Raw genomic sequence first — 25,020 nt, 5'->3', positions numbered from 1 at the left:
AGATGCTCACGCGCCGGCGATGAACGCCTCGAGCTGCTGACGCGCGATGTCGTCGGCGAGCTGCTCCGGCGGGCTCTTCATGAGGTAGGCCGAGGCCGGGAGGATCGGGCCGCCGATGCCGCGGTCCTTGGCGATCTTCGCCGCGCGCACGGCGTCGATGATGATGCCGGCCGAGTTGGGGGAGTCCCAGACCTCGAGCTTGTACTCCAGGTTGAGCGGCACGTCGCCGAAGGCGCGGCCTTCGAGGCGCACGTAGGCCCACTTGCGGTCGTCGAGCCACTCGACGTGGTCGGACGGGCCGATGTGGACGTTCTTGTCCTCGACCTTGCCCGCGAGCGAGCCGGTCAGGTTGGACGTGACGGCCTGGGTCTTGGAGACCTTCTTGGACTCCAGGCGCTCACGCTCGAGCATGTTCTTGAAGTCCATGTTGCCGCCGACATTGAGCTGGTAGGTGCGGTCGAGCGCGACGCCGCGGTCCTCGAACAGCTTGGCCATCACGCGGTGGGTGATGGTGGCGCCGACCTGGCTCTTGATGTCGTCGCCGACGATCGGCACGCCCGCGTCGGTGAACTTCTGTGCCCACTCGGGGTCCGAGGCGATGAACACCGGCAGCGCGTTGACGAACGCGACCTTGGCGTCGATGGCGCACTGGGCGTAGAACTTGTCGGCCTGGTCGGAGCCGACCGGCAGGTAGGACACGAGGACGTCGACCTCGGCGTCCTTGAGCGCCTGCACCACGTCGGCGCCGTCGCCGTCGGCCTCGGTGATGGTCTCGCGGTAGTACTTGCCGAGCCCGTCGAGGGTGTGGCCGCGCTGGACGGTCACACCGGTCGGCGCCACGTCGGCGATCTTGATGGTGTTGTTCTCGCTCGCGAAGATGGCGTCGGAGAGGTCGAAGCCGACCTTCTTGGCATCGACGTCGAACGCGGCGACGAACTCGACGTCGCGGACGTGGTACGGCCCGAGCTTCACGTGCATCAGGCCGGGCACCGTCGCGTTCTCGTCGGCATCCTTGTAGTACTGCACGCCCTGGACCAAGGATGAAGCGCAGTTTCCTACGCCCACAATGGCCACGCGCACCTTATTTGGCTCACCCATGGTCGGGTTCTCCTTCTAATCGGGGCGTCGCAGATCGCTGCGCCACCGGTGTTTTCTGGTGTTCGGTTTCTTCTTGCCCCACGTCACGGCTCTGCTCTGAGTCCGCAACATGGAAGTCACTGTCGACGGTGTCCGTCAGGGGATCCCGCCGGGTGTCGGCGTCGGTCTCGTTCTCGGATGCCTCGGCCGCGATCAGCTCGTTCAGCCACCGCACCTCGCGCTCACTGGACTCGAGACTGAGTTGGTGGAGTTGACGGGTGTAGCGGTCGACGGCGCGATTGGACCTACCGACGATCTCGCGGAGACCTTCGCGGCGCTCCTCGACCTGGCGTCGACGGCCTTCCAGGATTCGCATTCTCGCGACCGCCGGTGTCCGGCTGAAGAACGCGAGGTGCACCCCGAACCCGTCGTCGGTGTAGTTCTGCGGCCCCGTGTCGGCGACCAGTTCACTGAAGCGTTCCCGTCCGACATCGGTGAGCTGATAGACGCGCCGTCCGCGGCGCACCTTCACGCCGGCCGGCGCCGTTGCCTCGTCGATGATGCCGTCGGCCTGCATGCGGCGCAGCGTCGGATAGAGCGACCCGTAGGAGAACGCGCGAAACGCACCGAGCAGCCCGGTCAATCGTTTTCGCAGCTCATAGCCGTGCATCGGGGATTCGAGTAGTAAGCCGAGAATCGCGAGCTCCAACATCGGCGCTCACTCCTTCCCGTTCGACACGTCGCTCTGATGTGATTGTCAATGTATCGCAGCGATATAACTCGCGTCTACAGCGGGTGCACCGTGTGGGCGATCAGTTCGACACGCTCCGGCGGGATGACCGTCACACCGACAGCTGCCGTATCGACCACGTACCCTTGAACACGTGCAACGCCAGATCGTCGACTACGCCCTGCAGAGGAGGTCACGGCTGTCCGACGTCCATTCCGGACGGACCGCCATGGCCGACGTCTGCGACGCGAGTCCGTATCTGCTGCGTGCGGCCAAATTCCATGGACGGGCATCCGATCTGCTGTGCCCGATCTGCCGGAAAGAGCAGGTCACCCTGGTTTCATGGGTGTTCGGCGAGAAGCTCGGGCAGGTGTCGGGTTCGGCCCGCACCAATGACGAGATCGCCGGCCTGGCCGCCACCGCCGAAGAGTTCTCGGTGCACGTCGTGGAGGTATGTCGCACGTGCAGTTGGAACCATCTCGTGCAGTCGTACGTTACGGGTTTGCCGCCACGTTCCACGCGTACGCGACGGGTGGCGAAGTAACTGCCGGGTGCCCGCCCCGCCGCGGATCACCCATCGACCCCGGACGTCCGATTTTTGCTTGGACACGTCTGCGTGGGTCACAGTGGGATAACGAAGAACGACGGAGAAGGTCTGTGAGAAGCGCTGAATTGATCGGTCGCGACGAGAGGAAGGTGGGTCGATGAGTAGCACACGCGGAACGTCGTCCGCCCCACGCGGCGGCGGTCGGACGCCGCGCGCGCAGGCCGACGACCCGGTGCGCCGACGGCACAAGCGGCTCGCCTGGGGCTTCGGGATCATCGGCGCGGTCGTCCCGGCCATCGCCCTGGTCGGCATCCTGGCGTTCATGCTGACGTACTTCGGTGCGTCGGTTCCCGCGCCCGGCGACATCAAGCAGAACCAGGTCGCGACGATCACCTATACCAACGGCAAGACCCTTGCCCGGGTGGTCCCTCCCGAAGGCAACCGCAGCGACGTCAACATCAGCGAGATCCCCAAGTCCCTGCAGGATGCGGTCATCGCCGCAGAGGATCGCGAGTTCCGCAGCAACTCGGGCTTCTCCGTCCGCGGTCTCTCGCGCGCCGCGATCGGTCAGGTGACCGGTAACGGCGGCGAGGCGGGCGGTGGCTCCACGATCACCCAGCAGTACGTGAAGAACGCTCTCGTCGGTGACGAGCACAGCTACGAGCGCAAGTTCAAGGAACTCGCGCTCGCGACCAAGATGTCGAATGAGTGGTCCAAGGACGACATCATGGCCGCGTACCTCAACACGATCTATTTCGGTCGCGGGGCCTACGGTGTGTCGGCAGCTGCGCAGGCCTACTTCCGCAAGGACGTCAAGAATCTGAAGCCGGAGGAGTCCGCGGTGCTCGCCGCGGCCATCCGCTCCCCGTCGTACTACGACCCCGAGGTCAATCCGGAAGCCGCCGAGGCCCGCTGGAACTACGTGCTCGACGGCATGGTCGCGATCGGCGCGGTCACCCCGAGCGAGCGCGCAGCGATGAAGTACCCGAAGGTGCCCAACGCCCGCGCCCAGAGCGATGACACTCCCGGCGCGAACGGGCTCATCAAGCAGCAGGTGCTCGCAGAACTCGGTCGGCTCAACATCTCCGAGCAGCAGGTCCGCACCGAGGGTCTGAAGATCACCACCACGATCGATCCGCAGGCGCAGAAGTCCGCGGTCGAGGCGGCGAACGACCAGCTCAAGGGTGAGCCTTCGGACCTGCGGACCTCGGTCGTGTCCGTCGATCCGCGCACCGGCGGGGTCCGGGGCTACTTCGGCGGCAACGACGCCAACGGGTGGGACTATGCCCAGGCAGGCCTGCAGACCGGGTCGTCGTTCAAGGTCTTCGCGCTGGTCGCGGCGCTCGAACAGGGCATCCCGCTCTCGAAGGTCTACAGCTCGTCTCCCTACGAATCGCCCGGCGGACTGACGGTGGAGAACTCCGACGGCGAGAGCTGCGGATCGTGCAACCTGGCCACCGCGATGAAGATGTCACTCAACACCGTGTACTACCGGCTGATGATGGATCTCGACGGCCAGGCGAAGGCCGTGGCCGCCGCCGCGCACAAGGCCGGCGTCGCGCAGAGCTTCGGCAACATCAAGCAGACCCTTCAGGGCAAGGACGGCGACATCGAGGGTGGCGTCGTGCTCGGTCAGTATCCGTCGCGGGTACTCGACATGGCGTCCTCGTATGCGACGCTCGCCGCGTCTGGCGTCAAGCACGAGCCCTACTTTGTGCAGAAGGTGGAGACCTCCGACGGCGAGGTCTTGTACGACCACCAGGCCAGCCAGGGCGAGCGGGTCTTCCCGGCCAAGGTCGCCGACAACGTGACCTCGGCTCTCGAACCGATCGCCTCGTACTCGAACGGGCATGGCCTCAGCGACCCGAGCCTGGGTTCACGGCCGTCGGCAGCCAAGACCGGTACCGCCCAGCTCGGCGACACCGGCCAGAACAAGGACGCATGGATGGTGGGGTACACCCCGCAGCTGTCCACCGCGGTCTGGGTCGGTACCGACAACGGCAGTGCCCTCAAGAACTACAGCGGCTCGTCGATCTACGGCAGCATGCTCCCGTCCGACATCTGGCAGGCCACGATGAACGGTGCGCTGGACGGCAAGCCGATCCAACAGTTCCCCGAGCCCGAGGCCGTCGGTGGCCAGGCGGGCGTGCCCTATGAGCCGCCGCCGGTGACCTACGACGACTCTCCGAGCACACGGTCACCGCGGGGCGACGACGAAGGCCCCACGCAACGATTCCCCGGTGGGGGTGGCGGCAGCATCACCCTCGCCCCGGGCGTGACGATCCCGTTGCCGGGCAACGCGGCACCAGGTGGCGGCGGGGGCCAGGGTAACGGCAACTCGGGTGGCGGCAACTCCGGTGGCGGCAACTCGGGTGGCGGCGGCTTCGACGGTGGTGGCACCGGCGGCGGTGACGACACCGGTGGCGGCGATACCGGCGGCGACGTTCCGGAGCCCCCTCCGGTCGGCTGAGCCGACGGTCGCCGTGACGGAGGAGAACTCGACAGGTCCGCAGTCGCCGGACGCGAATCAGATGCTCGTCGAGCATGATCCGGGTGCCGCCGAATCATGGGACGCTGCGGCCCCGCTCGCGGCAGACCTGCGCATCGACACCGATCGCGTCCTGCCGAGCCGCACCGACGTGGTGGCCCGGGAGGCCGCCGAGGTGGTCGGGGGTCCGGTCGGCAGACATGCGGCGATCGGACGCAGCAGGCTGTGGACGCCGATCCGGGTCCTGTTTCTGCTCGCCCTCTGCGCCATGGCGTTGGGCTGGTTCGGCAAGGCGGCCTGCCTCCAGCAGGCTCCGGCCGACGGGAATTCCGCGGCGGGAACACAATTGCGCCTGGACTGGGACAACCAGCGGCAGTACACCAACCTCTGCTACTCGGATGTGATCGGGCTCTTCGGAGCGGAGAAGCTCGATGACGGGGCGCTGCCGTACCGGACCTACTGGTTCGAGAAGGGCGCCGACGGGCAGCAGGTCAAGCGATACATGGAGTACCCGGTCGTCACGGGTATGTACATGTACGGGGTGGCCTGGATTGCGCACCAATGGGATTCGGCACATCAGAAGTGGGGCGTGCCGGGCGCGCTGGAGGTGGTGCTGTTCTTCGATCTCGCCGCGTTAGGGCTTGCGCTGTTCTGGCTGGTGACCATCTGGGCCACCGCACTCACCGCCCGGACCCGGGTGTGGGCCACCTGGATGGCGGCGCTGTCGCCACTGGTGATCGTCCACATCTTCACCAATTTCGATGCCATCGCGATGGCGATGGTGGCGCTTGCCATCCTCTTCTGGGCACGCCGCAAACCTTGGCTGGCAGGTGTTTTCATCGGCCTCGGGACGGCGGCAAAACTCTATCCGGTGTTGCTCCTGGTGGTATTGCTGATCCTCTGTCTGCGCGCCGGCCGCATACGGGAGTTCGCCGCAGCGGCCGCAGCGGCCGCGCTCACCTGGGTGGCGGTGAACCTCCCGATTCTGATCCTGTATCCACAGGGTTGGTGGGAGTTCTTCCGTTACAACAGCGATCGTGCAGCCGAACAGGACAGCCTCTATCGCATCGTCAGCGACGCGGCCGGGTTCAGTTGGAACGTCGACGTGCTCAATCTGTTGTCACTGGGCCTGGTGGTGCTGGTCGTCGCCGCGCTCGGTGTGGTGGGATTGCGCGCACCCCGACGGCCGAGGCTGGCGCAGATGGCGTTCCTGATGGTCGCCGGCTTCCTCCTGGTCAACAAGGTGTGGAGCCCGCAGTACTCGCTGTGGCTGGTTCCGCTTGCGGTGTTGGCCATCCCGCACACGCGACTGCTGTTCGCCTGGATGATCGTCGATGCGCTGGTGTGGATTCCGCGGATGGCGCTGTACCTGGATCCGGATCGTCGATGGCTACCCGAACAGTGGTTCACCGCGGCCATCGTGCTGCGCGCCCTGATGGTGCTCGCGCTGTGTGCCGTGGTGCTGTGGCAGATCTGGCATCCGGAGGACGACCTCGTACGCCGACGCGCGGGAGACGGATTCCGCGCCCGGCCCGCGGGCGTGCTCGACGACCCGGCCGGCGGAGTCCTCGACGGCGCGCCCGACCGGCTCACGATGCCGTCGCGACCACGCGCAACCCAACCGCCCACCGAACCCGTCCACGCGCCGACAGCAACCTGATTCCCGCCGACGGCAACCTGATTCCTGCCGACGGCAACCGGGATTGTGTCGACGGCAACCGCCGTGTCGTGCCGCACCATCTGGTCGCGCTCGTCCGCCTACGATCTGTTCATGGTGAGCAGCAACTCCAGGCGGGCGCGGGCCGGTCGCAAGCGGCAGCGTCGGATGCGCACCGCCGACAACGACCTCAGCCCCGCGCAGTGGCTCGAGATCAAAGAGGTTTGGGGTGGGTGTGCCTACTGCGGACGGTCCGGCGTCCCGCTGCAACGAGATTGCGTGCAGCCACTCTCGGTGGGTGGCCGGTACACCGTTGGCAACATCGTGCCGGCCTGCCGTTCGTGCAATGCCAGCAAGTGCAACGCCGAGGTCACCGGGTGGATGCGACGGAAAGGCCTCGACGAAGAAGCATTTCTCCGCCGTCTGCGCGACGTGATGACGCCGACGCCCGATCTCGCAGACGTCGATTCGCCGGATCATCCGGATCCCGTCGAACCCGAGGCGCCTCGCGGCTGACGCGGACGTCATCGATCGTCGGCGGAGATCCGTTCCCAGAGGGTCTGTTTGGCGGCGGGCCAGTCATCGTCGACGAGTGCGTACTGTGCCGTCGTCCGCCATCCGTCGCCGAATCGTCGGTGCTTGCGCATGAGTCCCTCGAAGGTGGCGCCCAGTTTGGCGATCGCCGCCCGTGATCGGGCATTGCTCTCGTGGGTGTGCCAGACCAGCCGTACCGCCCCGCATTCCTCGAATGCGTGACGCATCAACAGGAACTTCGCGGTCGGATTGACCACGGTGCCCTGGACGGCCTCCGCGTAGAACGTGTATCCGATTGCGGCGCTGAGGTTGTCGGCGTCGATGTCGTAGAAGCTGGTCGACCCGATCAGTTGTCCGTCATCGTTGTCGACAACCGCATAGGCCACGCGGCGTGACGGGTCGGCAAGCGCGGACTCGATCCACGACAGGGCGGCGTCGATGTCCGTCGGTACCGTCGTCCATCGGTAGGAGTCCGGGTTGCATACCACCCGGGCCAAGTCGGTGGCATCGTCGAAGGTGAACGGCCGCAGGCTCACCCGGCCGATAGACAACCTGCCGGTGCCCAGCCAATCGCTCATGATCGGGCGAGCACCTTCTCGGGTTCCGGCGAACGCGGGCGACGGCCGAAGGAGGCCAACGGTTCTCGGAGCGGAGCGCGGGCGAACGCGACGATCAGGTAGGCGAGCGCCACCGCGTGCACCCAGACGCCCACGTTGACCCCGGTGATCACCCACCATTTCATCGGCGAGCCCGACGTGTAGATACCGAAGAGCCGGAAGATCGTCAGGTCCAGGATGAGGTCGGCGACGAGGTAGGCCGCGATGACGGGCCAGCGGATCTTCAGCAGGACGAAAAACGGCAGAATCCACAATGTGTACTGCGGCGAGTGCACCTTGTGGAAGAGCATGAACCCCGCCAGCATCGACGCCGAGACCCCGATCCACGGGTACAGCCCGTCGCGCCGGTAGACCCGCCAGCCCAGGTAGACAGACGTGGCGAAAGCCGCGACGATCAGGATCGGGGAGAGCAACCCCACGAGTGAGTTGTAGGTGTCGTTCTGGCCGCCGGTGAGATGCCGGAGTCCCCAGTACCAGATCGAATTGGTGTCGACGTCGGACTTCCGTTTGCCCTGGAAGGAAAGAGCTGCCTTCCATCCGTCGAATCCCAGCACCATGAAGGGCAACTGGATTGCGACGACCGTGATGGTCGCCGCGGCGGCCACCCAGACGGCGCCGATCCAGTCGAGTGTTCTGCGCGTCGGGGATTCGCCGAACGGGCCGGGCCCCGTGCCGTACGTGAGGACGTAGATGGCCAGCGGCAGGACGAAGAAGCCGGGATAGAGCTTCAGGCAGAAGCCGATGCCGAGCAGGATCGCGGCCAGCACCGCTGCGGTACGTACGGACAGTCGGCGCCGGTCGGTGCGTGGGCTGATCGTCGAACCCCACGCCATCACCGCCACCGCACCGACGGCGGCCGCCACCACGGGCAGTTCCCAGTTGTGGAAGGCGTAGAGCACCAGCGGCGGAGTCGCCGCCCAGAGCAGGACCCACCACCGGGTCATCAGCGCCAGCATCACCGTGATCGCGAGGCCGAACGGGATGAGCAACCACACCGAATGCTGGAAGAACTCGGTGTCGGTGTGGGCGCCGATGGCGCCCAGCCACATGAACATCCCCGAGAGCACCGGGTACTCCACCACGCCGCCGAACAGATGTCCGTCCGGGGTGATGCCACCGTGGACATACGGGAACACGTGATTGTTGATGTCGCGGCCGACCCAGAGGTACATCAGGTCCGAGTAGCAGGGGATGGCCGCATTCGGGTCGCCGACCGGCCAGTGTGAGCTCCGGCCCTCGGCGAGGAACGGTGGCCCACCGCACGCGATCTTGGCCTGGTAGCTCCACAGCATGCACAGACAGGTGGTGAGCAGCGAGGTCAGCAGGACCACGGCCATCTGGCCTCGGCCGGCCACGGTTGTGGAGATACGCGACGCCCGCGATGGCGCTCGGCGGACGTCGGACATGCGCTACAGACTAAGTGGTCCGCGCCCCCGACCCGCACTCTCCCCAACCTCCGCCCGAACCCGCCCCTCTCCGCACCCGCGGGTGTGGGAGGCGATTTCGCTGGTCAGGGGTATGTCGTGTATCTTGGAGCGGTTGCCGACGCAGGCGACCCTCCTGCCACGGACAGTCCGTGGCCGAACTAGCCCATAGGAGGTGATGTGGTCTTATGCGTCACTACGAATTGATGGTCATCCTCGATCCGAATCTGGACGAGCGCACCGTTGCACCCTCACTGGATACCTTCCTCAACGTTGTCCGTAACGACGGCGGCAAGGTGGACAATGTCGACATCTGGGGCAAGCGCCGTCTCGCCTACGAGATCCTGAAGCACAACGAGGGCATCTATGCCGTCATCGATCTCAACGCCGAGCCGAAGACGGTCACCGAGCTCGACCGTCAGCTGAAGCTCAACGAGTCGGTCCTGCGCACCAAGGTCCTGCGGAAGTAATCCACAGTTCCTCGATCGACACGTAAGCAGTCGGTACCGGGCTCTAGGGTTGAACCCATAACGTTGAACCATTGCCCGGTGCACGTCGATCAACGAGTGCCCAACCACGACCCAAGGGGAGACACATGGCAGGCGACACGGTCATCACCGTTGTAGGCAACCTGACGGCGGATCCGGAACTCCGGTTCACACCGTCGGGCGCCGCGGTGGCCAACTTCACGGTGGCCTCCACGCCGCGCACCTTCGATCGTCAGACGAATGAGTGGAAGGACGGCGAAGCGCTGTTCCTCCGCTGCAACATCTGGCGCGATGCCGCGGAGAACGTGACCGAGAGCTTGTCCAAGGGAACCCGGGTCGTCGTGCAGGGTCGCCTCAAGCAGCGATCCTTCGAAACCCGTGAGGGTGAGAAGCGCACAGTTGTGGAACTCGAGGTCGATGAGATCGGCCCCTCACTCAAGTACGCCACCGCGAAGGTCAACAAGGCCTCGCGTGGCGGCGGCGGTGGCGGGTTCTCCTCCGGCGGCGGCGGAAGCCGCGGCGGCGGAGGAGGCCAGCAGGTCGCCGACGATCCGTGGGGCAGCGCGCCCGCGAGCGGATCGTTCGGCGGGGGCGACGACGAACCACCTTTCTAGAAACACACTGGAGTACCAATGGCAAAGGCAAAAAGCAGCCGGAAGCCGCGCGTCGAAAAGGTCACCAAGACCAAGGCGTGCAACTTCTGCAAGGACAAGAAGGCTGTCATCGACTACAAGGACACCGCTTTGCTGCGGCGCTACCTGTCCGACCGCGGCAAGATCCGTTCGCGTCGCGTCACCGGCAACTGCGTTCAGCACCAGCGCGATGTCGCTGTGGCCGTGAAGAACTCGCGTGAGGTGGCCTTGCTGCCCTTCACCTCGACCGGTCGCTGAGCGGAAAGGGAGCTGACATGAAACTCATCCTTACCGCCGCCGTGGAGAACCTCGGCGAAGCAGGCGACACCGTTGAGGTCAAGGACGGCTACGGCCGCAACTACCTGTTGCCCCGCGGCCTGGCCATCAAGGCCACCCGCGGTGCGCAGAAGCAGGTCGACGGCATCCGCCGTTCCCAGGAGGCCCGTGAGGTCCGCGGTCTCGAGCACGCCAACGAGCTCAAGCAGGCCCTCGAGGGCCTGACCGAGGTCTCGCTCGGCGTCAAGACCCACGACTCGGGCAAGCTCTTCGGTTCGGTGACCGCCGCCGACGTTGCGGGCGCGATCCGCTCGGCAGGTGGGCCGGTCGTCGACAAGCGTTCGGTCGAGTTGCCGCAGGGCCACATCAAGGCCACCGGTAGCTACCCGGTCGTCGTGCGGCTGCACCCCGACGTCGAGGCCACCGTGGAGTTGGCCGTCGTCGCGGGCTGAGCGCACCGACGTAGTACCTGGCACGAGGCCGGGCGGACATGGTCCGCCCGGCCTCGTCGTTTTCGGTGCAGCATCCGGTGAGTACTCCGATCCGACCACGTGCTGCCGACTCCGCTGACTGGGGTAGTGAACTACGCGTTCCCCCTGTCATCCCGGCCCGTAATTTCGGTGCTACGAGTTCACCAGATCCGGGGGCCGGATCGACCGCACGAGGAGCGCAACGTCCAGGACTCGTGAACAGATCCACACGTTCACACCAGGAGGCGTTTCCCATGGTCGTCACAGTCGTCATCGTCGGCACCGCCATCTTTGTGCTGGCGTTCTTCTTTCAGCCCTCGTTGCACTACGACGGCGACCAGGCGCGGCAACTCAGCGCGGCGCGCGACCGCGCTCAGCGGGAGGCGCTGCGAAAGGAGTTGAGTTCGGCCTCCGTCGAGATGGCGCCGGACGCGACCGATGTCCCCCGTACGCCGGCGTCCCGGCCTGCGCGCGCATGGGTTCTGGAGTTCGCCACGCAGATGAGATCGATTCTCTGACGGCTCGGCGCTCGAACTGCCCGTGGTGCAGCACGTCTCGCGGCGTGGGTCAGCGTGGTGGAGCAGGTGTCGCCGGCAGCTGATTCCAGTACCGCAGTCTCGGCGGTAGATACGTCGGCGCCGGGTTGTTGCTGTGGGCGGTGTCGCCGCTGGGGAAGAAGAACTTGTGCCAGCCGGAGGTGAGGATCAGTGCCCGGGCGCCGGTCCGGCACGCGACGGTGTCGGGGCGGGGAGCGGTGCAGGTGACCCCGGCGAGCGTGACCCGTTTGCCGACCGGCAAGGTCGGTGCGCGAAATCCGGACGGAGCGCCGAAGCGGTAGTTCGACCAACCGGGCACCCACCACGGGCCTTGTTGATCGCCGGAGATCGCCGCGCCGCGGACGTCCCGCGGAGCGGTGGCCGGGGTGCCCTGACAACCGACGTAACGGTACGTCGGACCGATCCGGCAGAGCCATCGGCCGGCGCGGAGGAATCCGCCTCCGTTGTCGGCGTAGGCCAGCGCGCGGTAGGAGGCCGGGTCAACCGGTTGGTATCGCGAGAGATCGAATTCGACCGGCATCGTCGGTCCGGATGCGGGTGCGGCCGACGCGGTGACGGGCATGGCCGTCACCGCCACCACGAGCGCGGCTCCGGCCACCACGAGTCGACGCCACCGGAATACGAGTTGTCGTGTCGCCAGGTTCCGCCCCATGCCCAACATTGGAACACGCCGCACGTCGGGTGGCACGAGAACCCGGGAGAATGTGGGACGGTTGACCACACCGAGAGATGCGGGCCCCTCTGAACAGGTGTAACCCAGCTCACATCGAATGTTTACCGAGTTGTTGGTTGCAGATGGTCCGACCTTGACCTGCAACACGCCGAATGACGCATCCAGCGTGACACGCCGAACCGAATTTCTGGACTTGCTGTGGAAAACTTTGAGGGCTTTGACCTGCGGTTACTTGATTGCTCACAGAACAAATCCCCACGCTGTACACAGGGGGTGCACAAGCCACTCGCCAGCGTCCACAGACGGTCCACAGTTTGCTGACAATGTTGTGCACAGCCCCGTTTGAACCGGACGCGAAGGTCGCTCTAGTGTGCTCCGACAGTGCCTCCGCGATCGCTGTGGGCGTGCCGACGGAAATTTGTCGGTGGGCCTCGATATCACGGAACCAGCACTACCGACGTCGACGGCGGATGCCGTGGACGCCACACAGAGTCGGACCCACTCGAAGTCGAGTGGTGCAAGCACTGCGAGAGGTTTGACACGCGTGGCAGTTGTCGATGACCGCGGGCACGATCCGGGACACCTGGAGTCGGTAGCCGGCGGGCGAGCGGGCCGGGGGACGATGGTGTGCCCTCCGAGGATTTCGGCCGCCAGCCACCTCAGGATCTGGCTGCGGAGCAGTCGGTGCTCGGGGGCATGCTGCTGTCGAAGGACGCGATCGCCGACGTCGTGGAGAAACTCAGGTCCGCCGACTTCTATCGGCCTGCGCACCAAGCCGTCTACGAGGCGGTGCTCGAGCTGTACGGCAAGGGCGAACCCGCGGACGCGGTGACCGTCGCCAACGAGCTGGAGCGGGCCGGTGAACTTCGCCGGGTCGGTGGGGCACCATATCTGCACACGCTGATCTCCACGGTGCCGACAGCGGCCAATGCGGGGTACTACGCGGAGATCGTCGCGGAGAAGGCGATTCTGCGCCGGCTCGTCGAAGCCGGAACTCGCATCGTCCAGTTCGGTTACGCCGGCGCGGACGGTCAAGACGTCGCCGAGGTCGTCGACCGCGCGCAGGCCGAGGTCTACGAGGTCACCGAGCGTCGCACCGCCGAGGACTACGTGCCGTTGGAAGAACTGCTCCAGCCGACCATGGACGAGATCGACTCGATCGCCTCGCGGGGCGGTATCTCGCTCGGTGTGCCGACCGGCTTCGTGGACCTCGACAAGATCACCAACGGCCTGCATCCCGGGCAGATGATCATCGTCGCCGCGCGCCCAGGCGTCGGCAAGGCGCTGGCGCTCGACACCCCGCTGCCCACACCGACCGGCTGGACCACGATGGGCAAGGTCGGGGTCGGTGATCTGCTCCTCGACGCTCAGGGCACGCCCACCAAGGTTGTCGCCGCGACCGAGGTGATGACCGAACGTCCCTGCTACGAGGTCGAATTCAACGACGGGACCATTCTCGTCGCAGACCAACAGCACCAGTGGGTGGCCGACATCGACGGCAAACGGCAGACCGTCACCACCGAGGCGTTGCGCGCTCACGTCGGCTGCGCGGTGGTCCGCAACACCCGGCCGTTGGAATTGCCGCGGAAACGTTTCGCGTACGGGCCGTACACGGTCGCGGCGCTCGCCGGCATGGCTTTCAACGACCCGGAGATCGCCATGCGGATCGATGCGGAGGGTCCCGTCGACGTGATGACGTTGATGGCCGACCTCGGCGGCCGCATCCCATTCGAATATCTTCGGGGGTCGATCGCGCAGCGTCGAGCACTGCTCGCGGGGTTGCTCGACGCTCGCGCCACGGTCGACGACGACGGCTGGATCACCGTGCCCGCCGCCACGCGGCACATGACCGCCGTCGTCGCCGACCTGGTGGCAGGCCTGGGTTACAACTACAAGCGCTCGGTCACGGGCTGGCTGCGTGTCGATGCCGACGACGACGTCTTCACCGTCCACCACAAGGCCATCCGCCACAAGGAACTCCGGCGTCGGGCCGGGGTGCGGCGACTGATCGCGGTGCGGCCGGTGGACAGCGTGCCAGTGCGTTGCGTGCAGGTCGACAACGACGAGCACATGTACCTCGCGGGCGAAGCGATGGTACCGACCCACAACTCGACGCTGGCGATGGACTTCCTGCGCTCGTGTTCCATCACCAATCACCTGACCAGCGCGATGTTCTCGCTGGAGATGAGCAAGACCGAGATCGTCATGCGCCTGCTGTCGGCGGAGGCGAAGGTCAAGCTCGGTGACATGCGCGGCGGCACGATGACCGACGACGACTGGACGCGGCTCGCGCGACGAATGGGTGAGATCTCCGAGGCGCCGCTGTTCATCGACGACTCGCCGAACCTGACGATGATGGAGATCCGCGCCAAAGCGCGACGGCTCAAGCAGCGCCAGGATCTGAAACTCGTTGTGGTGGACTACATGCAGCTGATGACCTCGGGTAAGAAGGTCGAGTCCCGCCAGCAGGAGGTCTCCGAGTTCTCTCGTCAATTGAAGCTGCTCGCAAAGGAACTCGAGGTTCCTGTGGTCGCGATCAGTCAGCTGAACCGTGGTCCGGAGCAGCGTACGGACAAGAAGCCACAGGTCTCTGACCTGCGCGAATCGGGATCGCTGGAACAGGACGCCGACATGGTCATCCTCCTGCATCGTCCCGATGCGTTCGAGCGAGACGACCCGCGCGCCGGTGAAGCCGACATCATCCTCGGCAAGCACCGAAACGGCCCGACGGCGACGATCACCGTTGCGCACCAACTGCATCTGAGCAAGTTCGTGGATATGGCGCGGGGATAGTTCCAGCTGTAGGTTCTCATTCCACTTTGCATTTTCTCACCGGAGTTTGCACTACATTGCATCCGTTCCTGGGGTTTCTCTCCTAGTTTGCATCTCTGCAGGTTGCACGACGTCGTCGGCAAAGGTCGGCACCTGCCTCTGCGCTTGCAGAGTAGGCCCACGATTTTTGATCAGCGCCGCGGGGATGTTTGGCCGAGTCAGCTGTAGGTTCCGACGGAGACTGTCATATCCAGGGTTCGTGGCAAGTGTTTCGGCAATTTTTCGGACATTTAGGACATTCTGACAACTTCGACTATGCGGGTCGGGTCCAGATTTTCCAGCGACCGTGGCAATTCTGATGAAGGGACTGCTGCACGGATGGGTGACAGTTACGGTGTCATGCCGCAGTTGCGGCATCAATGATGATGGCTTCGTATTCGATGGGCGTCAACCGGCCGAGACGGGCCTGTCGGCGACGGCGGTGATAGGTCCGTTCGATCCACGTGATGATCGCGATCCGGAGTTGTTCGCGGGTGTCCCAACGTCGGCGGTCGAGCACATTGCGTTGCAGCAGAGCGAAGAAGCTCTCCATCGCCGCATTGTCACCGCAGGCTCCAACTTTGCCCATCGAGCCGACCAAACCGTGCATGTTCAAGGCGTGGACGAACTTTCGCGACCGGAACTGCGATCCTCGATCGCTGTGGACGATGCAGTCGGCCACGTCGCCGCGGCGGGCAACAGCACTGTTGAGTGCTGCCACCGCCAGTCGGGACTTCATCCGCGAATCGATGCTGTAACCGACGATTCGCCCTGAGTACACGTCTTTGATCGCACACAGGTAGAGCTTTCCTTCAGTGGTGTGGTGCTCGGTGATATCGGTGAGCCACAACTGGTTTGGAGTATCTGCGGTGAAGTTTCGTAGGACCAGATCGTCGTGAACTGGTGGACCGGATCGCCGGCCGTTGCGGCCTCGCTTCTTTCCGAAAACTGACCACCAATGGTTGTCGCGGCAGATCCGCCAGGCGGTCCGCTCACACATCGATACCTCGACCAGGGCGGCTTCGCCGACCAGGAACCGATAGCCGAACTCCGGGTCCTCGCCATGGGCATCGAACAGCGCATTCGCCCGATACGCCCAGGTCAACTCGGCATCGGTGACCGGGCAGACCAGCCACCGGTAATAGGGCTGACGAGAGAGCTTAAGGACCCGACACGACACCGCCACGGGCACCCCGTTGGCGGCGAGCTCTTTCACGAGCGGGTAGAGCCTTTTCCCGGCAGGTTCGCCTGCGACAGGTAGGCCGCGGCCCGGCGCAGGACTTCGTTCTCCTGCTCTAGCAACCGGATCCGCTTATTGGCCTCACGCAATACGGCAGATTCTGTCGAGGTGACACCCGGTCGATGCCCCGCGTCGATATCAGCGCGTCGCATCCACCTGGTCAAGGTCATCGGATGCACACCGAAATCCTTGGCGACCTGCTCGATCGTCACTCCATCGCCGCGATCGCGGGCCACCCGTACAACGTCATCACGAAACTCTTGAGGGTAAGGCTTGGGCACAGCTACATCCTTCCCGACCGCCCGCAGGCAAGCCAGATCAGATGTCACCTATGTGTGCAGCAGTCCCGCGTGATACTGAATTCGATAAGTTCAAGCTTGAACAGTATAGAGATCTTTATGCAAGGTACCTAGCCGCCGCGAACTCACTTGCCAGCAAGAGCGCAGCTATATCCGTAGCATTCACGTCGATTAATGATCCGGAGAATCCCTTTGAATACGCCGATCAGCTCTCCGAACTGCTTACCACTCGGGATGACTACTCCGCCGTTGCTGCAGAAGTCGATCTAGTGGGTTCACCGGAGGTCGTCGGGGTTGTATCGAAAATCGATTACGTTGCCCGTTCCGTTACAACGACCGCAGCGAATGCGAGCAAACCCTGGTATGCGACTCCTCGGAACGCCGAGGAGGTTCGGAGCTTCGAACTGCAGTTCAACCTCAAGTACAGCGAGCTTGAACCTTTGATCCAAGAATTTGTCTCCAGAGCTCGGCCAGATATACTGGCCAACGAATGATACAGGCTGGGATTCGCGCACCTGGAAGACCGCTTGAACGACGGTCTCGTGGATTACGTTTGATTGAACGGACTACTTGGCCTCGCGGTGTTCTTGGTCTCTGATACCTTCGTGGCAGCTTCCTTCGATTCCTTCACGATCTTCTCGCCTCAGCCTTCGCCTCCGTGGCTATGAACTCGGCCTGCTTGAGGCGGTCTCGTTAGATCTTCTCGGCCTCAGCCTTCGCATCCGCCAGGGTCTTCTTCGGCTCGTCGACGATCGCCTTTGCCTTGTCCTCGGCGAGTGCCGTGCTCGTGTCCGTCTATTCTCTGGGAGCCTTCGGGTCGCGAGCTGCGCCAGCTTCGATCAGCTGGGCAACCGTCTGGTCGTCACCTTCAACGTCGCGCCCGTTTGGTACGACACGTTGTTGTGCACCACTGCGTGTCCTAGTTCCACTTTCGCCATCGAGATGTCTCCTACGGTTCTGTGGCCGTTTCACTTTCGCCATCGAGATGTCTCCTACGGTTCTGTGACCGTCACGTAGGTGTTAGTTGCTGTTGCGTTCGCCGCGAGCGTGACCGCGAGGGTCGTGCCGCTGATCGCGACGTTGTCGACGAACTGGTCTCGATTCCCTGCCGGGTTGTCACTTGCCACGGTGAAGGGACCGCTGTGAGCTGATTTTTGCCATCGGGATGGGACCACCTGGATTGCCAGTTATGGGACCACCGGCGCGTTGCGCTGGTGGTCTCTTGTTTTGTCCGTTGACTCGGCCGTGACGAGCAGTCATGGAAGGGGCGGCGGCATGGGCTATCGGGAGGTTGCTGTGGAAGAGATCAGAGAAGTCCTGCGGTTGTGGCTGGGTCTGGCGGTGGGGTTACCGTCGCCGGGGCTGCGCACGATCGCCGCGCATGCGGGGGTGGACCGCAAAACGGTGCGCCGCTACGTCGTGGCCGCGCACGCGGCTGGGGTGACGCGCGAGTCAGGGTCGGCGGGGTTGAGCGATTGCCAGGTCCCCGATAACCGGTCCAGTCAGTTCTAGAGCTAGTTGCTAGTTGCTTGTTGCGGTGGATCAGTCGATCTCGCAGCCCACGGGGTGGTGCTGGTGGGTGCATTGGGCAGCGTACTCGGCGGGGGATTGGTAGCCCAGCGCTGAGTGGCGGTGTCGGTGGTTGTGGTCGTCTTTGGAGTCTTTGATGACCACGCGGGCTTCGAGCAGGGTGGGCCAGCAGTTGCGGTTCAAGCATTCGTCGCGCAGCCGGTTGTTGAACGATTCGATGAACCCGTTGTTCCACGGTGTGCCGGGCGGAATGTAGGAGATCCCTACCGACCCTGCAGAGAACACCCGCAGGGCGTCTGAGATGAACTCAGGGCAGCCGTTATCCATGCGCAACACGAGCGGCGGGCCGCCCCAGATCGCGAAGGTCTTTTCCAACTCCTCGATCAGCCGGTTGGCGGTGATCGAGCGGTCGACGATGTTGAGCAACGACAGGCGGGTGTGCTCGTCGACCATTGGCGCGATCTTGATCTTGTGCCCATCGAGGGTGGAGTCGAACTGAAAGTCCAATGCCCACCACACCTTCGGTGCGTCCGCGACAACGATCGGCACCGACGATTGGCCGGCCCCTTGTGGCGCAGCGCTCGGCGCACCTGCAGGCCTTCGTCCTTCCACAACCGGTGCACCTTCTTCTTTCGCGGCATCGCCTTCATCGAAGCGCAGCCATGCCCAGGCCCGACGGAACCCATGCCTGGGGTTCTGGCGGGCGTAGGTGCGTAACTGTTCGCGTAGTCCGGCGTCGGGGTCCGCGGGTGTCTGCGCTTGGGGTAGTTGGCGGTAGGCTGAGCGGGCGAGCCCAACGACCTTGCACGCCTTGCGTTCTGACATGTTCGTCACGTCTTTGAGCATGTCGCTGGCGGCGCGTTTGCCGGTCGGGCTCAGAATTTTCCCTTGGCGATCTCCCGCAGCGCGTCCTTCTCCAACTCCGCGTCGGCGAGCAGCCGTTTGAGTCGGCCGTTCTGCTCGCGCAGCTCCTTGAGCTCCTTCGCGGCGTCGGTGTCCATGCCGCCGTACTGGCGGCGCCAGTTGTACAGGGTGGCCGCCGACACCTCCAGCTCAGCGGCGATCTCCTCGCCGGTCTTGCCCTGCGCCGCCAACTCGTCAGCCCGGCGCAGCTTGCGCACGATGTCCTCAGCCGAGTGGCGCTTGCGTCCTGCCATGGTCTCATCGTCCCTTCTCTGCCTTCACCAGGGCAATCAGGACTCCAAAATTTGGCCACAGCGGCTATTTCGACCTGACCAGCGTCCGCACGGGCCTGAAGGTCCGGTTCGGTTCGGACACCACGCCGTCGGGCGCCCGGCGGGTACATCAGGACGGCGTGGCATTGACGCTGTTCTCGTGAGCGAGCGGAGGAGACGACCGCCATAAGCCCAATTCTCGATCCGCTCCGCAGACGGTGGCACCGGGTATACCCTGATTCATGATTCGCTGCACCGGAACCTACCGACATCGTCGGACACACGACCTCGGAGTTGCAGTATGACGACCGCAGACAACATCCCGTGGCAGACGGTGCCGAGCGACCTCGGCGACGTACCGTTCTACGTTATCCAGTTCGACAAGGACGGCGTGTGCACGTCTCCTGCCGCGCTCGATCATCTTGTCGAGACGAGTAAGTCGAAGACCGACGTCTTCGTGTTCTCCCATGGCTGGAACAACGATTGGGAGTCGGCGACGGATCGGTACGACCGTTTCGTGAATGAGTTTGTCGCCGTGCGGCGCCAGCACTGGAACCCACCGACCCGCGAGTTTGCGCCGGTCCTCGCGGGGGTGTTCTGGCCGTCGACGGCACTGGTGGCACCGTGGGAGCGTGGGCCCGACATCGCGGCCGACGGACTGGCCGACTCGGATGTCGGTGCGCTCGCCGACGTCCTCGACCCCGCCGACGCGGCCCGGCTCCAGGCGATCGTCGCCGATCCCACCCTGGCCGGCGTCGACGACCTGGCGACGCTACTCGCGCCGGTGGTCGCGGCCGGCATCGACGAGGTCGGCGCCGGCGGTGCCGCGGTGACGAAAGAAGACCTGCGCGCCGTGTGGGAGGAGATCGAGTCTACGACGGGGCTGGACCAGCCGCCGGACGGCTTCATCGACGAAGGTGCGGCTGCCGGACCGCCCGAGGCTGCGTTCAGGTTCAACCCCATTCAACTGATCCGCGACGGTATCCGGGCGACCACCGTGTTGTTGATGAAGGACCGCGCGGGCCGCGTCGGTGGCACGGGTGTGGCGCAGATGCTGCAGCGTCTGGCCGATGCGTCCGCTGAGCCCCGGATCTCGTTGGCCGGACATTCCTATGGGGCGAAGGTGATGCTCTCGGCGCTCTGCAATGGACCCGCGCCTAGCCGCCTGATCGATTCGGTGCTGCTGCTTCAGCCCGCGCTGTCGTGCTACGCGTTCACCGCCAACCTCGACGGCCGGCCCGGCGGCTACCGCCCGGCACTGGACCGGGTGCGGCTGCCGATCATCACGACCCGCTCACGGCACGACGATCCGCTGCGCAAGTTCTTCCACCTCGCCGTGCGTCGCAAGTCGGACCTCGCCGAGGCGGTCATCGCCGCCGAACAGCCGCCGTCGAAGTTCGCCGCACTCGGCGGATACGGGCCGCAGGGTGTGGACGCCGAGTCGATTGTGATGCCGGATGTCGGTGAGACGTACCCGTTTTCCACCACGAAGCGGATCATCGCGGTCGAGGGTACCCCGTTCATCGCCAGTCACGGCGGGGTCGAGACACCCCAGACGGCCTGGGCGCTGCTCAGCCAGGTGCGGGGCTGACCATGGCGATCGCGATCCGATCGGAACTGGAGTTACCGACCCTGCGGATCTTGCTCGACCCGCAGCGCCGGAATTTCAGCGAGGCGGTGTTCCAGGTCGTGGTCGGCCGTGCCACGCCACAGGAGGTCGCACGCTGCCAGCTCGAGGACCTCGGCATGCCGAACACGCTCACCGGCAGGAATCCGGTGGAAGGCAAACAGTTGACGATTCCCGAGGACGTCGTCACCGCGATTCAGGAAGCGGTGTCGGGGCTCAAGTCGCCGCTACCGCCGCACCGTGCCTTGTGGCTGGAGTTCCCAAGCCCGCGTGGGTTTCTCTACGTCATGCCGTGGGAACGACTGCTGGAACCGTTGGATCGGCCGCTATTCCGTCTGCCCAATCACCTTGTCCGGCCTCAGGTTCCGGGCGACACCCTTGAGGTGGCGCTGTGTAGCAGTGCGCCGATGGCAAAATCGGCCTTCGTGCCGCCGTATCACCTCGCGATGCTCGCCGAGCACTATCAGAGCATTCCGCAGCGGGCCGTGACGGTGCATGTGTTCACCGACGAGCGCTGGTTTCCCGAAATGCGCGACACGTTCGCCGACAACCCGTCGGTGGTGGTGTACGACCCGGACGCCGCACGCCGCTACGACCTTCCCGAGCGCGATCCGCAGGTGGCGACGGTGGGCGGTGTCTCTAGTCCGTGGCTGCAGTGGATGCGTGATGTAACCGGCGACAAGCCAATCGATTTCGTCCATTTTGTAACCCACGGCTATCTGTCCGGCGATCTGGGGGCGATCGCCCTTGCGAGCTCACCCGTCGTCAAAACCGACCAACACTGGTCGCGCTTCATCGGCTCCGTCGAACTCGACATGTTCATGTCTCAGGTCGGGGCGTGGGGGCTCGGTCTGACCAGCCCGCCACACAACTTCTCCGAAGCCGGCCTGCGGGCCCTCGCCGATTCCATCGCATTGATTCGATCCGGAGTGGCCATCACGCACATCAGCGATCGCGATCCGGACGGTGCACAATTGGGCGCGGTGTTGCAGGCGGTCTTCGCGCCGGACGTCGACCTCACACCCGTGCCCGGAGTCACCTGCTGGACTCATCCCCTGTTCACCGAGGTCCCCGACACGTCGTACGAGGCCGCAGGCATCGACGACAGCAGCTCGATGTTCGCCACCGATACGATGAAAACCGCTCTGGCGGAAGCTGACACCGCGTCATGGGTGGCATCGGCGTCGCGAGTGCTGGAGACCCAACAGATGCGCTGGCTTCCCGACTCGGCCGATGAGGCCCCCGACCTGGCTGCCGTGACCGCGCTACAGAATGTCGCAGCCCTGGTGGAGCGCCACGTGAACCAGGCCTATCCGCAGCAGTTCGAGGGCGGCGCGTCATGAGCGGAATCGTGCTGCGCCTCAGTGATGTGACGGGCCCCGATGGGGTTTCGTTCGTCGGGGTTTCGCTGGCCGACGGCAAGGTGCGACCATTCCAGTGCCCTGCCGATGACCCCCTGTTCCGAGCTTTGAATGGCGCAGTACTCGACGATGGCGCGGTGAAGTCAGCGGGACAGCGGCTGTTTCAGGCGCTCGGGGCACACCCTGACGTCGGGCGGCATCTCCAGACCGCGCTGCATACAGTTGTGGGACAGCGCTATCCGGTGTTCATTTCATTGACGGAGCCGGTCGGGCCTGAGGCCCTCCCGTGGGAGGCGCTGTGCTCTCCCGCCGGCGAGTTCTTCGGGCTTGATGAGCGGTTCGCATTGGCGCGCACCGTCCCACAGGTGGACCCCGTGGGCACCGTCCTGGACCTCAAGCCCCCGATTCGCATTGCTGCGGTGCTGTCCTGCTTGGACATCTCCGCCGAGGGGGAACTGAATGCGTTGCGAGCGGCGATCAATCAAGTCGGTGCCGAGCATGTGCGCCTCATGGTTGTGGCCAGCGAGCGTGAGCTGGTCGAGGAGCTGCTCGCTGAAATGGAGGCGAACACTGCCCCGGAACTGGCGAAGGTCGAACTGATCCCTTCCGATCTCGGCGAACTGCAGGATCTGGTCGCCAACTTCAAGCCGCATCTGCTGCATTTCTTCTGCCATGGCTCGCGACAGGGCAGTCCGCATATCTCGCTTGCCCTCAAGAGCGATTGGGAGGCGGAGCCGCCACGGATCAGCAGCCTCGGCGTCGAGGCGGCCGACTTCCGGAAGTTCAAGAAGGACACCGCTGACACGCCGTGGCTGCTGGTGCTGAACTGTTGCGAAGGCGCCGCAGTAGGCGCCGCGGCCGAGGATCACTCGTTGGCCTTCTCGGTCGCGATGGCCGGTATCGCCCCGGCAGTTGTGGGTATGCGAGAACCGGTGACCAGCGACACCGCGAACCTGTTGACGAAGGCGCTCTATGGCAAGTTGTTGTCCTCGCTGAACGCGCAACTCGCCTCTGCTTCCGAATCGGTCACTTCGCTGGATTGGCCGCAGCTTGTGGCTGCCGCCCGCGACAAGATCGCCCGGTCCCGCCCGGGAGTTGTGCTGAGCGAAGCGGCGGCCTCGACAAAGGAGTGGACCCTGCCGGTCGCCTACGTCCGGCCGCAGGAGTTCAGCTTCAAGGTGGTGCCTCGACGCGTGGCCGACGATGATGCCACCCGCGCCGCGCGCATCGAAATCCAGATGCTGCTCACGCTGCTCGCCAATCTCGCACCCGGTCAGGCCGCCGACCTGCGGGCCGAAGCGAAGGATCGCATCATCGAACTCGGCTCCGAATTCGGCATCAGCATCGAGACTCCCGTGGAAGATCTGTGATGGATCCATCGATCGAGATCACCGACACCATCACAATCGATGCCTACACCGGTGACGCACCGGTGAGTGGACGGTTCACCGCGGATTACCGTGCGTGGGCTCTGGCCAAGCCGATGTACGGCAGACCGACGATGCGCCCCGCAGAGCCCAATCTGGCCGACTGGTGCGACACGCGGGTGGGTTGGGGGCTGATCCTTCCCGAGAGGCCGGGGCTCACCGCTGAACAGTTGGCGGGCGCCGGCGACGCACCGGAGCCGATCCGGGAACTCGTCGCGGCCCGCAACGCCAAGGTGTTGCGCTATCGCGCCGGCGCGCAGTTCGGGGAGTGGGCGCTGCGCGACTATGCCGGTGGCGGCGACCGGCTCAACGCGGACTCTCCGGTCGGCACCGGGCCGCAGGATGTGCCGAAGTATCTGCTCATCTACGCCACACCGGCCGAAGTGCCGTGGCATATCCAGTACGCGTTGAACCCCGTTCGTTTCGTCGGCCGACTCGACCTCACCGGTGATGCGTTGGCGAATTACGTTGCCGCGTTATTGAACGACTGGAACGACGCGACGTGTTCCTACGCCAGCCCGGTGGTGTGGGCGGTCGACCACGGCGCGGGCGACATCACCACGCTGATGCGTGACACGGTGGCCGCGCCGATCTTCGAGGCCTTCGCCGCGGACAACGAGATGCCGTCGGCGACCTTCATCGACGGCAGCCCCGGGCAGGCCACGGCTGCCGAGTTGCAGTCCGCACTGGCGACGAAGAGGCCGGCGCTCGTGGTGACCAGCAGCCACGGGAGGACGGGACCGCTCGATGACCTCGACGCGATGCGCGAGAACTTGGGCATTCCGGTCGATCAGGACCACCAGGTGATCTCGCCCACAGCACTTCTGAAAGTCTGGCAGCCGGACGGTGCGATCTGGTTCGCGCAGGCGTGCTGCTCGGCGGGAAGCGACAGTCCGACCTCATACGCCCGCTTGTTCGAGCCCGGGACGCTGCTGGAACAGACCCTCACCGGGATCGCGAAGGTCGGTGCGATGACCGCGCCGCTGGCGCGTGCGTTGCTCGGCGCGCCAAAGCCTTTGCGCGCCTTTATCGGTCACGTCGAGCCGACCTTCAACTGGACGCTGAGTTTCCCGCTCAACCGGGAGGTGCTCACCGACGACCTCAAATCATCGATCTATGGCGGGTTGGGTCTGGGCAAGCCGGTCGGGCTTGCCATGAGTGGCTACTACCCCGCCATCGCCACGAAGCTGCAGCAGTATCTGCGGGCCAAAGAGGACTACGACGCACAGGTCGGCCCGGCCGAGAAGAAGCCACTCGACATGCTGGTCTACAGTCGGGTCACCGCGCACGACCGGGCGAGCACGGTCATCCTGGGTGATCCCACGGCGGCACTTTCGTTGCCGGGGAACTGAGTGCAACCAACTCCCAACGCACTTCCGT

General features: G+C 64.9%; 22 protein-coding genes and 1 pseudogene. 16 read left to right on the top strand and 7 right to left on the bottom strand.

Translation table 11 applies throughout. The features are described 5' to 3' along the window. Positions 1 to 6: 6 nt before the first annotated feature. Together GTV32_RS14275 and GTV32_RS14270 are read right to left on the bottom strand one after the other, a co-directional pair. Positions 7 to 1,098: an inositol-3-phosphate synthase gene (locus GTV32_RS14275; RefSeq protein ID WP_161060871.1), complete on the bottom strand. Its 1,092-nt coding sequence runs from the start codon at positions 1,096 to 1,098 to the stop codon at positions 7 to 9. Further along, a complete protein-coding gene (locus tag GTV32_RS14270) occupies positions 1,091 to 1,789 on the bottom strand; it encodes a PadR family transcriptional regulator (RefSeq protein WP_161060870.1) in 699 nt (232 codons plus the stop codon). Before GTV32_RS14270 ends, GTV32_RS14275 begins: the two co-directional genes overlap by 8 nt. A gap of 172 nt (positions 1,790 to 1,961) precedes the next feature. On the opposite strand from GTV32_RS14270, the gene GTV32_RS14265 reads away from it, so the two are divergent. From GTV32_RS14265 to GTV32_RS14250, 4 genes are all read left to right on the top strand, one after another. Beyond that, positions 1,962 to 2,351, top strand: coding sequence for a DUF5318 family protein (locus tag GTV32_RS14265; protein ID WP_161060869.1), 390 nt, complete (start codon positions 1,962 to 1,964; stop codon positions 2,349 to 2,351). A 160-nt stretch (positions 2,352 to 2,511) separates the two neighbouring features. Continuing rightward, positions 2,512 to 4,824, top strand: coding sequence for a transglycosylase domain-containing protein (locus GTV32_RS14260; protein ID WP_161060868.1), 2,313 nt, complete (start codon positions 2,512 to 2,514; stop codon positions 4,822 to 4,824). 61 nt (positions 4,825 to 4,885) lie between these two features. After that, positions 4,886 to 6,502, top strand: coding sequence for a glycosyltransferase 87 family protein (locus GTV32_RS14255; protein ID WP_161062543.1), 1,617 nt, complete (start codon positions 4,886 to 4,888; stop codon positions 6,500 to 6,502). Positions 6,503 to 6,613: 111 nt separating this feature from the next. Next, positions 6,614 to 7,015, top strand: a complete 402-nt coding sequence (locus GTV32_RS14250) for an HNH endonuclease signature motif containing protein (RefSeq protein WP_237421544.1) — start codon at positions 6,614 to 6,616, stop codon at positions 7,013 to 7,015. A gap of 8 nt (positions 7,016 to 7,023) precedes the next feature. Here the strand turns inward: GTV32_RS14250 and GTV32_RS14245 are convergent, their stop codons facing one another. Both GTV32_RS14245 and GTV32_RS14240 read right to left on the bottom strand, forming a co-directional pair. Continuing rightward, positions 7,024 to 7,611 carry a GNAT family protein gene (locus tag GTV32_RS14245; protein WP_161060867.1) on the bottom strand — a complete coding sequence of 196 codons (588 nt, stop codon included), beginning with the start codon at positions 7,609 to 7,611 and terminating at the stop codon, positions 7,024 to 7,026. Continuing rightward, positions 7,608 to 9,056 carry a hypothetical protein gene (locus GTV32_RS14240; protein ID WP_161060866.1) on the bottom strand — a complete coding sequence of 483 codons (1,449 nt, stop codon included), beginning with the start codon at positions 9,054 to 9,056 and terminating at the stop codon, positions 7,608 to 7,610. The genes GTV32_RS14245 and GTV32_RS14240 overlap by 4 nt, the downstream gene beginning before the upstream one ends. A gap of 206 nt (positions 9,057 to 9,262) precedes the next feature. Between GTV32_RS14240 and rpsF the strand changes: the two genes are divergently transcribed. The 5 genes from rpsF to GTV32_RS14215 all read left to right on the top strand — a co-directional run bounded on the left by rpsF (position 9,263) and on the right by GTV32_RS14215 (position 11,458). After that, on the top strand, positions 9,263 to 9,544 hold the full coding sequence (gene rpsF, locus GTV32_RS14235; RefSeq protein ID WP_161060865.1) for a 30S ribosomal protein S6: 282 nt from the start codon (positions 9,263 to 9,265) through the stop codon (positions 9,542 to 9,544). 125 nt (positions 9,545 to 9,669) lie between these two features. Then, positions 9,670 to 10,176: a single-stranded DNA-binding protein gene (locus GTV32_RS14230; protein WP_161060864.1), complete on the top strand. Its 507-nt coding sequence runs from the start codon at positions 9,670 to 9,672 to the stop codon at positions 10,174 to 10,176. Positions 10,177 to 10,194: 18 nt separating this feature from the next. Then, on the top strand, positions 10,195 to 10,452 hold the full coding sequence (rpsR, locus tag GTV32_RS14225; RefSeq protein ID WP_161060863.1) for a 30S ribosomal protein S18: 258 nt from the start codon (positions 10,195 to 10,197) through the stop codon (positions 10,450 to 10,452). 17 nt (positions 10,453 to 10,469) lie between these two features. Continuing rightward, the gene (gene rplI / locus GTV32_RS14220) at positions 10,470 to 10,922 is read left to right on the top strand and encodes a 50S ribosomal protein L9 (RefSeq protein WP_161060862.1); all 453 of its coding nucleotides are present in this window, start codon (positions 10,470 to 10,472) and stop codon (positions 10,920 to 10,922) included. Positions 10,923 to 11,194: 272 nt separating this feature from the next. Then, complete coding sequence (locus GTV32_RS14215) at positions 11,195 to 11,458, top strand: hypothetical protein (RefSeq protein WP_161060861.1); 264 nt, start codon at positions 11,195 to 11,197, stop codon at positions 11,456 to 11,458. 49 nt (positions 11,459 to 11,507) lie between these two features. Here the strand turns inward: GTV32_RS14215 and GTV32_RS14210 are convergent, their stop codons facing one another. Beyond that, positions 11,508 to 12,059 carry a hypothetical protein gene (locus tag GTV32_RS14210; protein ID WP_237421859.1) on the bottom strand — a complete coding sequence of 184 codons (552 nt, stop codon included), beginning with the start codon at positions 12,057 to 12,059 and terminating at the stop codon, positions 11,508 to 11,510. A 795-nt stretch (positions 12,060 to 12,854) separates the two neighbouring features. On the opposite strand from GTV32_RS14210, the gene dnaB reads away from it, so the two are divergent. Then, positions 12,855 to 14,963 carry a replicative DNA helicase gene (gene dnaB, locus GTV32_RS14205; RefSeq protein WP_343287450.1) on the top strand — a complete coding sequence of 703 codons (2,109 nt, stop codon included), beginning with the start codon at positions 12,855 to 12,857 and terminating at the stop codon, positions 14,961 to 14,963. A 376-nt stretch (positions 14,964 to 15,339) separates the two neighbouring features. Here the strand turns inward: dnaB and GTV32_RS14200 are convergent. Beyond that, a protein-coding gene (locus tag GTV32_RS14200; protein WP_161060858.1) for an IS3 family transposase occupies positions 15,340 to 16,502 on the bottom strand; the annotation gives its coding sequence in 2 pieces (ribosomal slippage) (positions 15,340 to 16,215 and positions 16,218 to 16,502; 1,161 coding nt in all). A 50-nt stretch (positions 16,503 to 16,552) separates the two neighbouring features. Here GTV32_RS14200 and GTV32_RS14195 point away from each other — a divergent pair. Further along, a complete protein-coding gene (locus GTV32_RS14195; RefSeq protein WP_161060857.1) occupies positions 16,553 to 17,014 on the top strand; it encodes a hypothetical protein in 462 nt (153 codons plus the stop codon). 781 nt (positions 17,015 to 17,795) lie between these two features. After that, a complete protein-coding gene (locus tag GTV32_RS14190) occupies positions 17,796 to 18,032 on the top strand; it encodes a hypothetical protein (RefSeq protein ID WP_202422912.1) in 237 nt (78 codons plus the stop codon). Positions 18,033 to 18,062: 30 nt separating this feature from the next. Here the strand turns inward: GTV32_RS14190 and GTV32_RS14185 are convergent. Then, a pseudogene (locus GTV32_RS14185) lies at positions 18,063 to 19,207 on the bottom strand (IS3 family transposase). 319 nt (positions 19,208 to 19,526) lie between these two features. On the opposite strand from GTV32_RS14185, the gene GTV32_RS14180 reads away from it, so the two are divergent. From GTV32_RS14180 to GTV32_RS14165, 4 genes are read left to right on the top strand one after another with little or no spacing between them, the layout of a single operon-like run. Then, positions 19,527 to 20,816, top strand: coding sequence for a hypothetical protein (locus tag GTV32_RS14180; protein WP_161060856.1), 1,290 nt, complete (start codon positions 19,527 to 19,529; stop codon positions 20,814 to 20,816). A gap of 2 nt (positions 20,817 to 20,818) precedes the next feature. After that, complete coding sequence (locus GTV32_RS14175; RefSeq protein ID WP_161060855.1) at positions 20,819 to 22,195, top strand: hypothetical protein; 1,377 nt, start codon at positions 20,819 to 20,821, stop codon at positions 22,193 to 22,195. Beyond that, positions 22,192 to 23,583: a CHAT domain-containing protein gene (locus GTV32_RS14170; protein WP_161060854.1), complete on the top strand. Its 1,392-nt coding sequence runs from the start codon at positions 22,192 to 22,194 to the stop codon at positions 23,581 to 23,583. Before GTV32_RS14175 ends, GTV32_RS14170 begins: the two co-directional genes overlap by 4 nt. Beyond that, positions 23,583 to 24,992 (top strand): hypothetical protein, encoded by a 1,410-nt coding sequence (locus tag GTV32_RS14165; RefSeq protein WP_161060853.1) that lies wholly within the window; start codon positions 23,583 to 23,585, stop codon positions 24,990 to 24,992. The genes GTV32_RS14170 and GTV32_RS14165 overlap by 1 nt, the downstream gene beginning before the upstream one ends. Positions 24,993 to 25,020 lie beyond the last annotated feature (28 nt).

Origin of the sequence: Gordonia sp. SID5947 (genome assembly GCF_009862785.1) — a bacterium.
GTDB lineage: Bacteria > Actinomycetota > Actinomycetes > Mycobacteriales > Mycobacteriaceae > Gordonia.
This window is presented reverse-complemented; position numbering and strand designations above follow the sequence as displayed.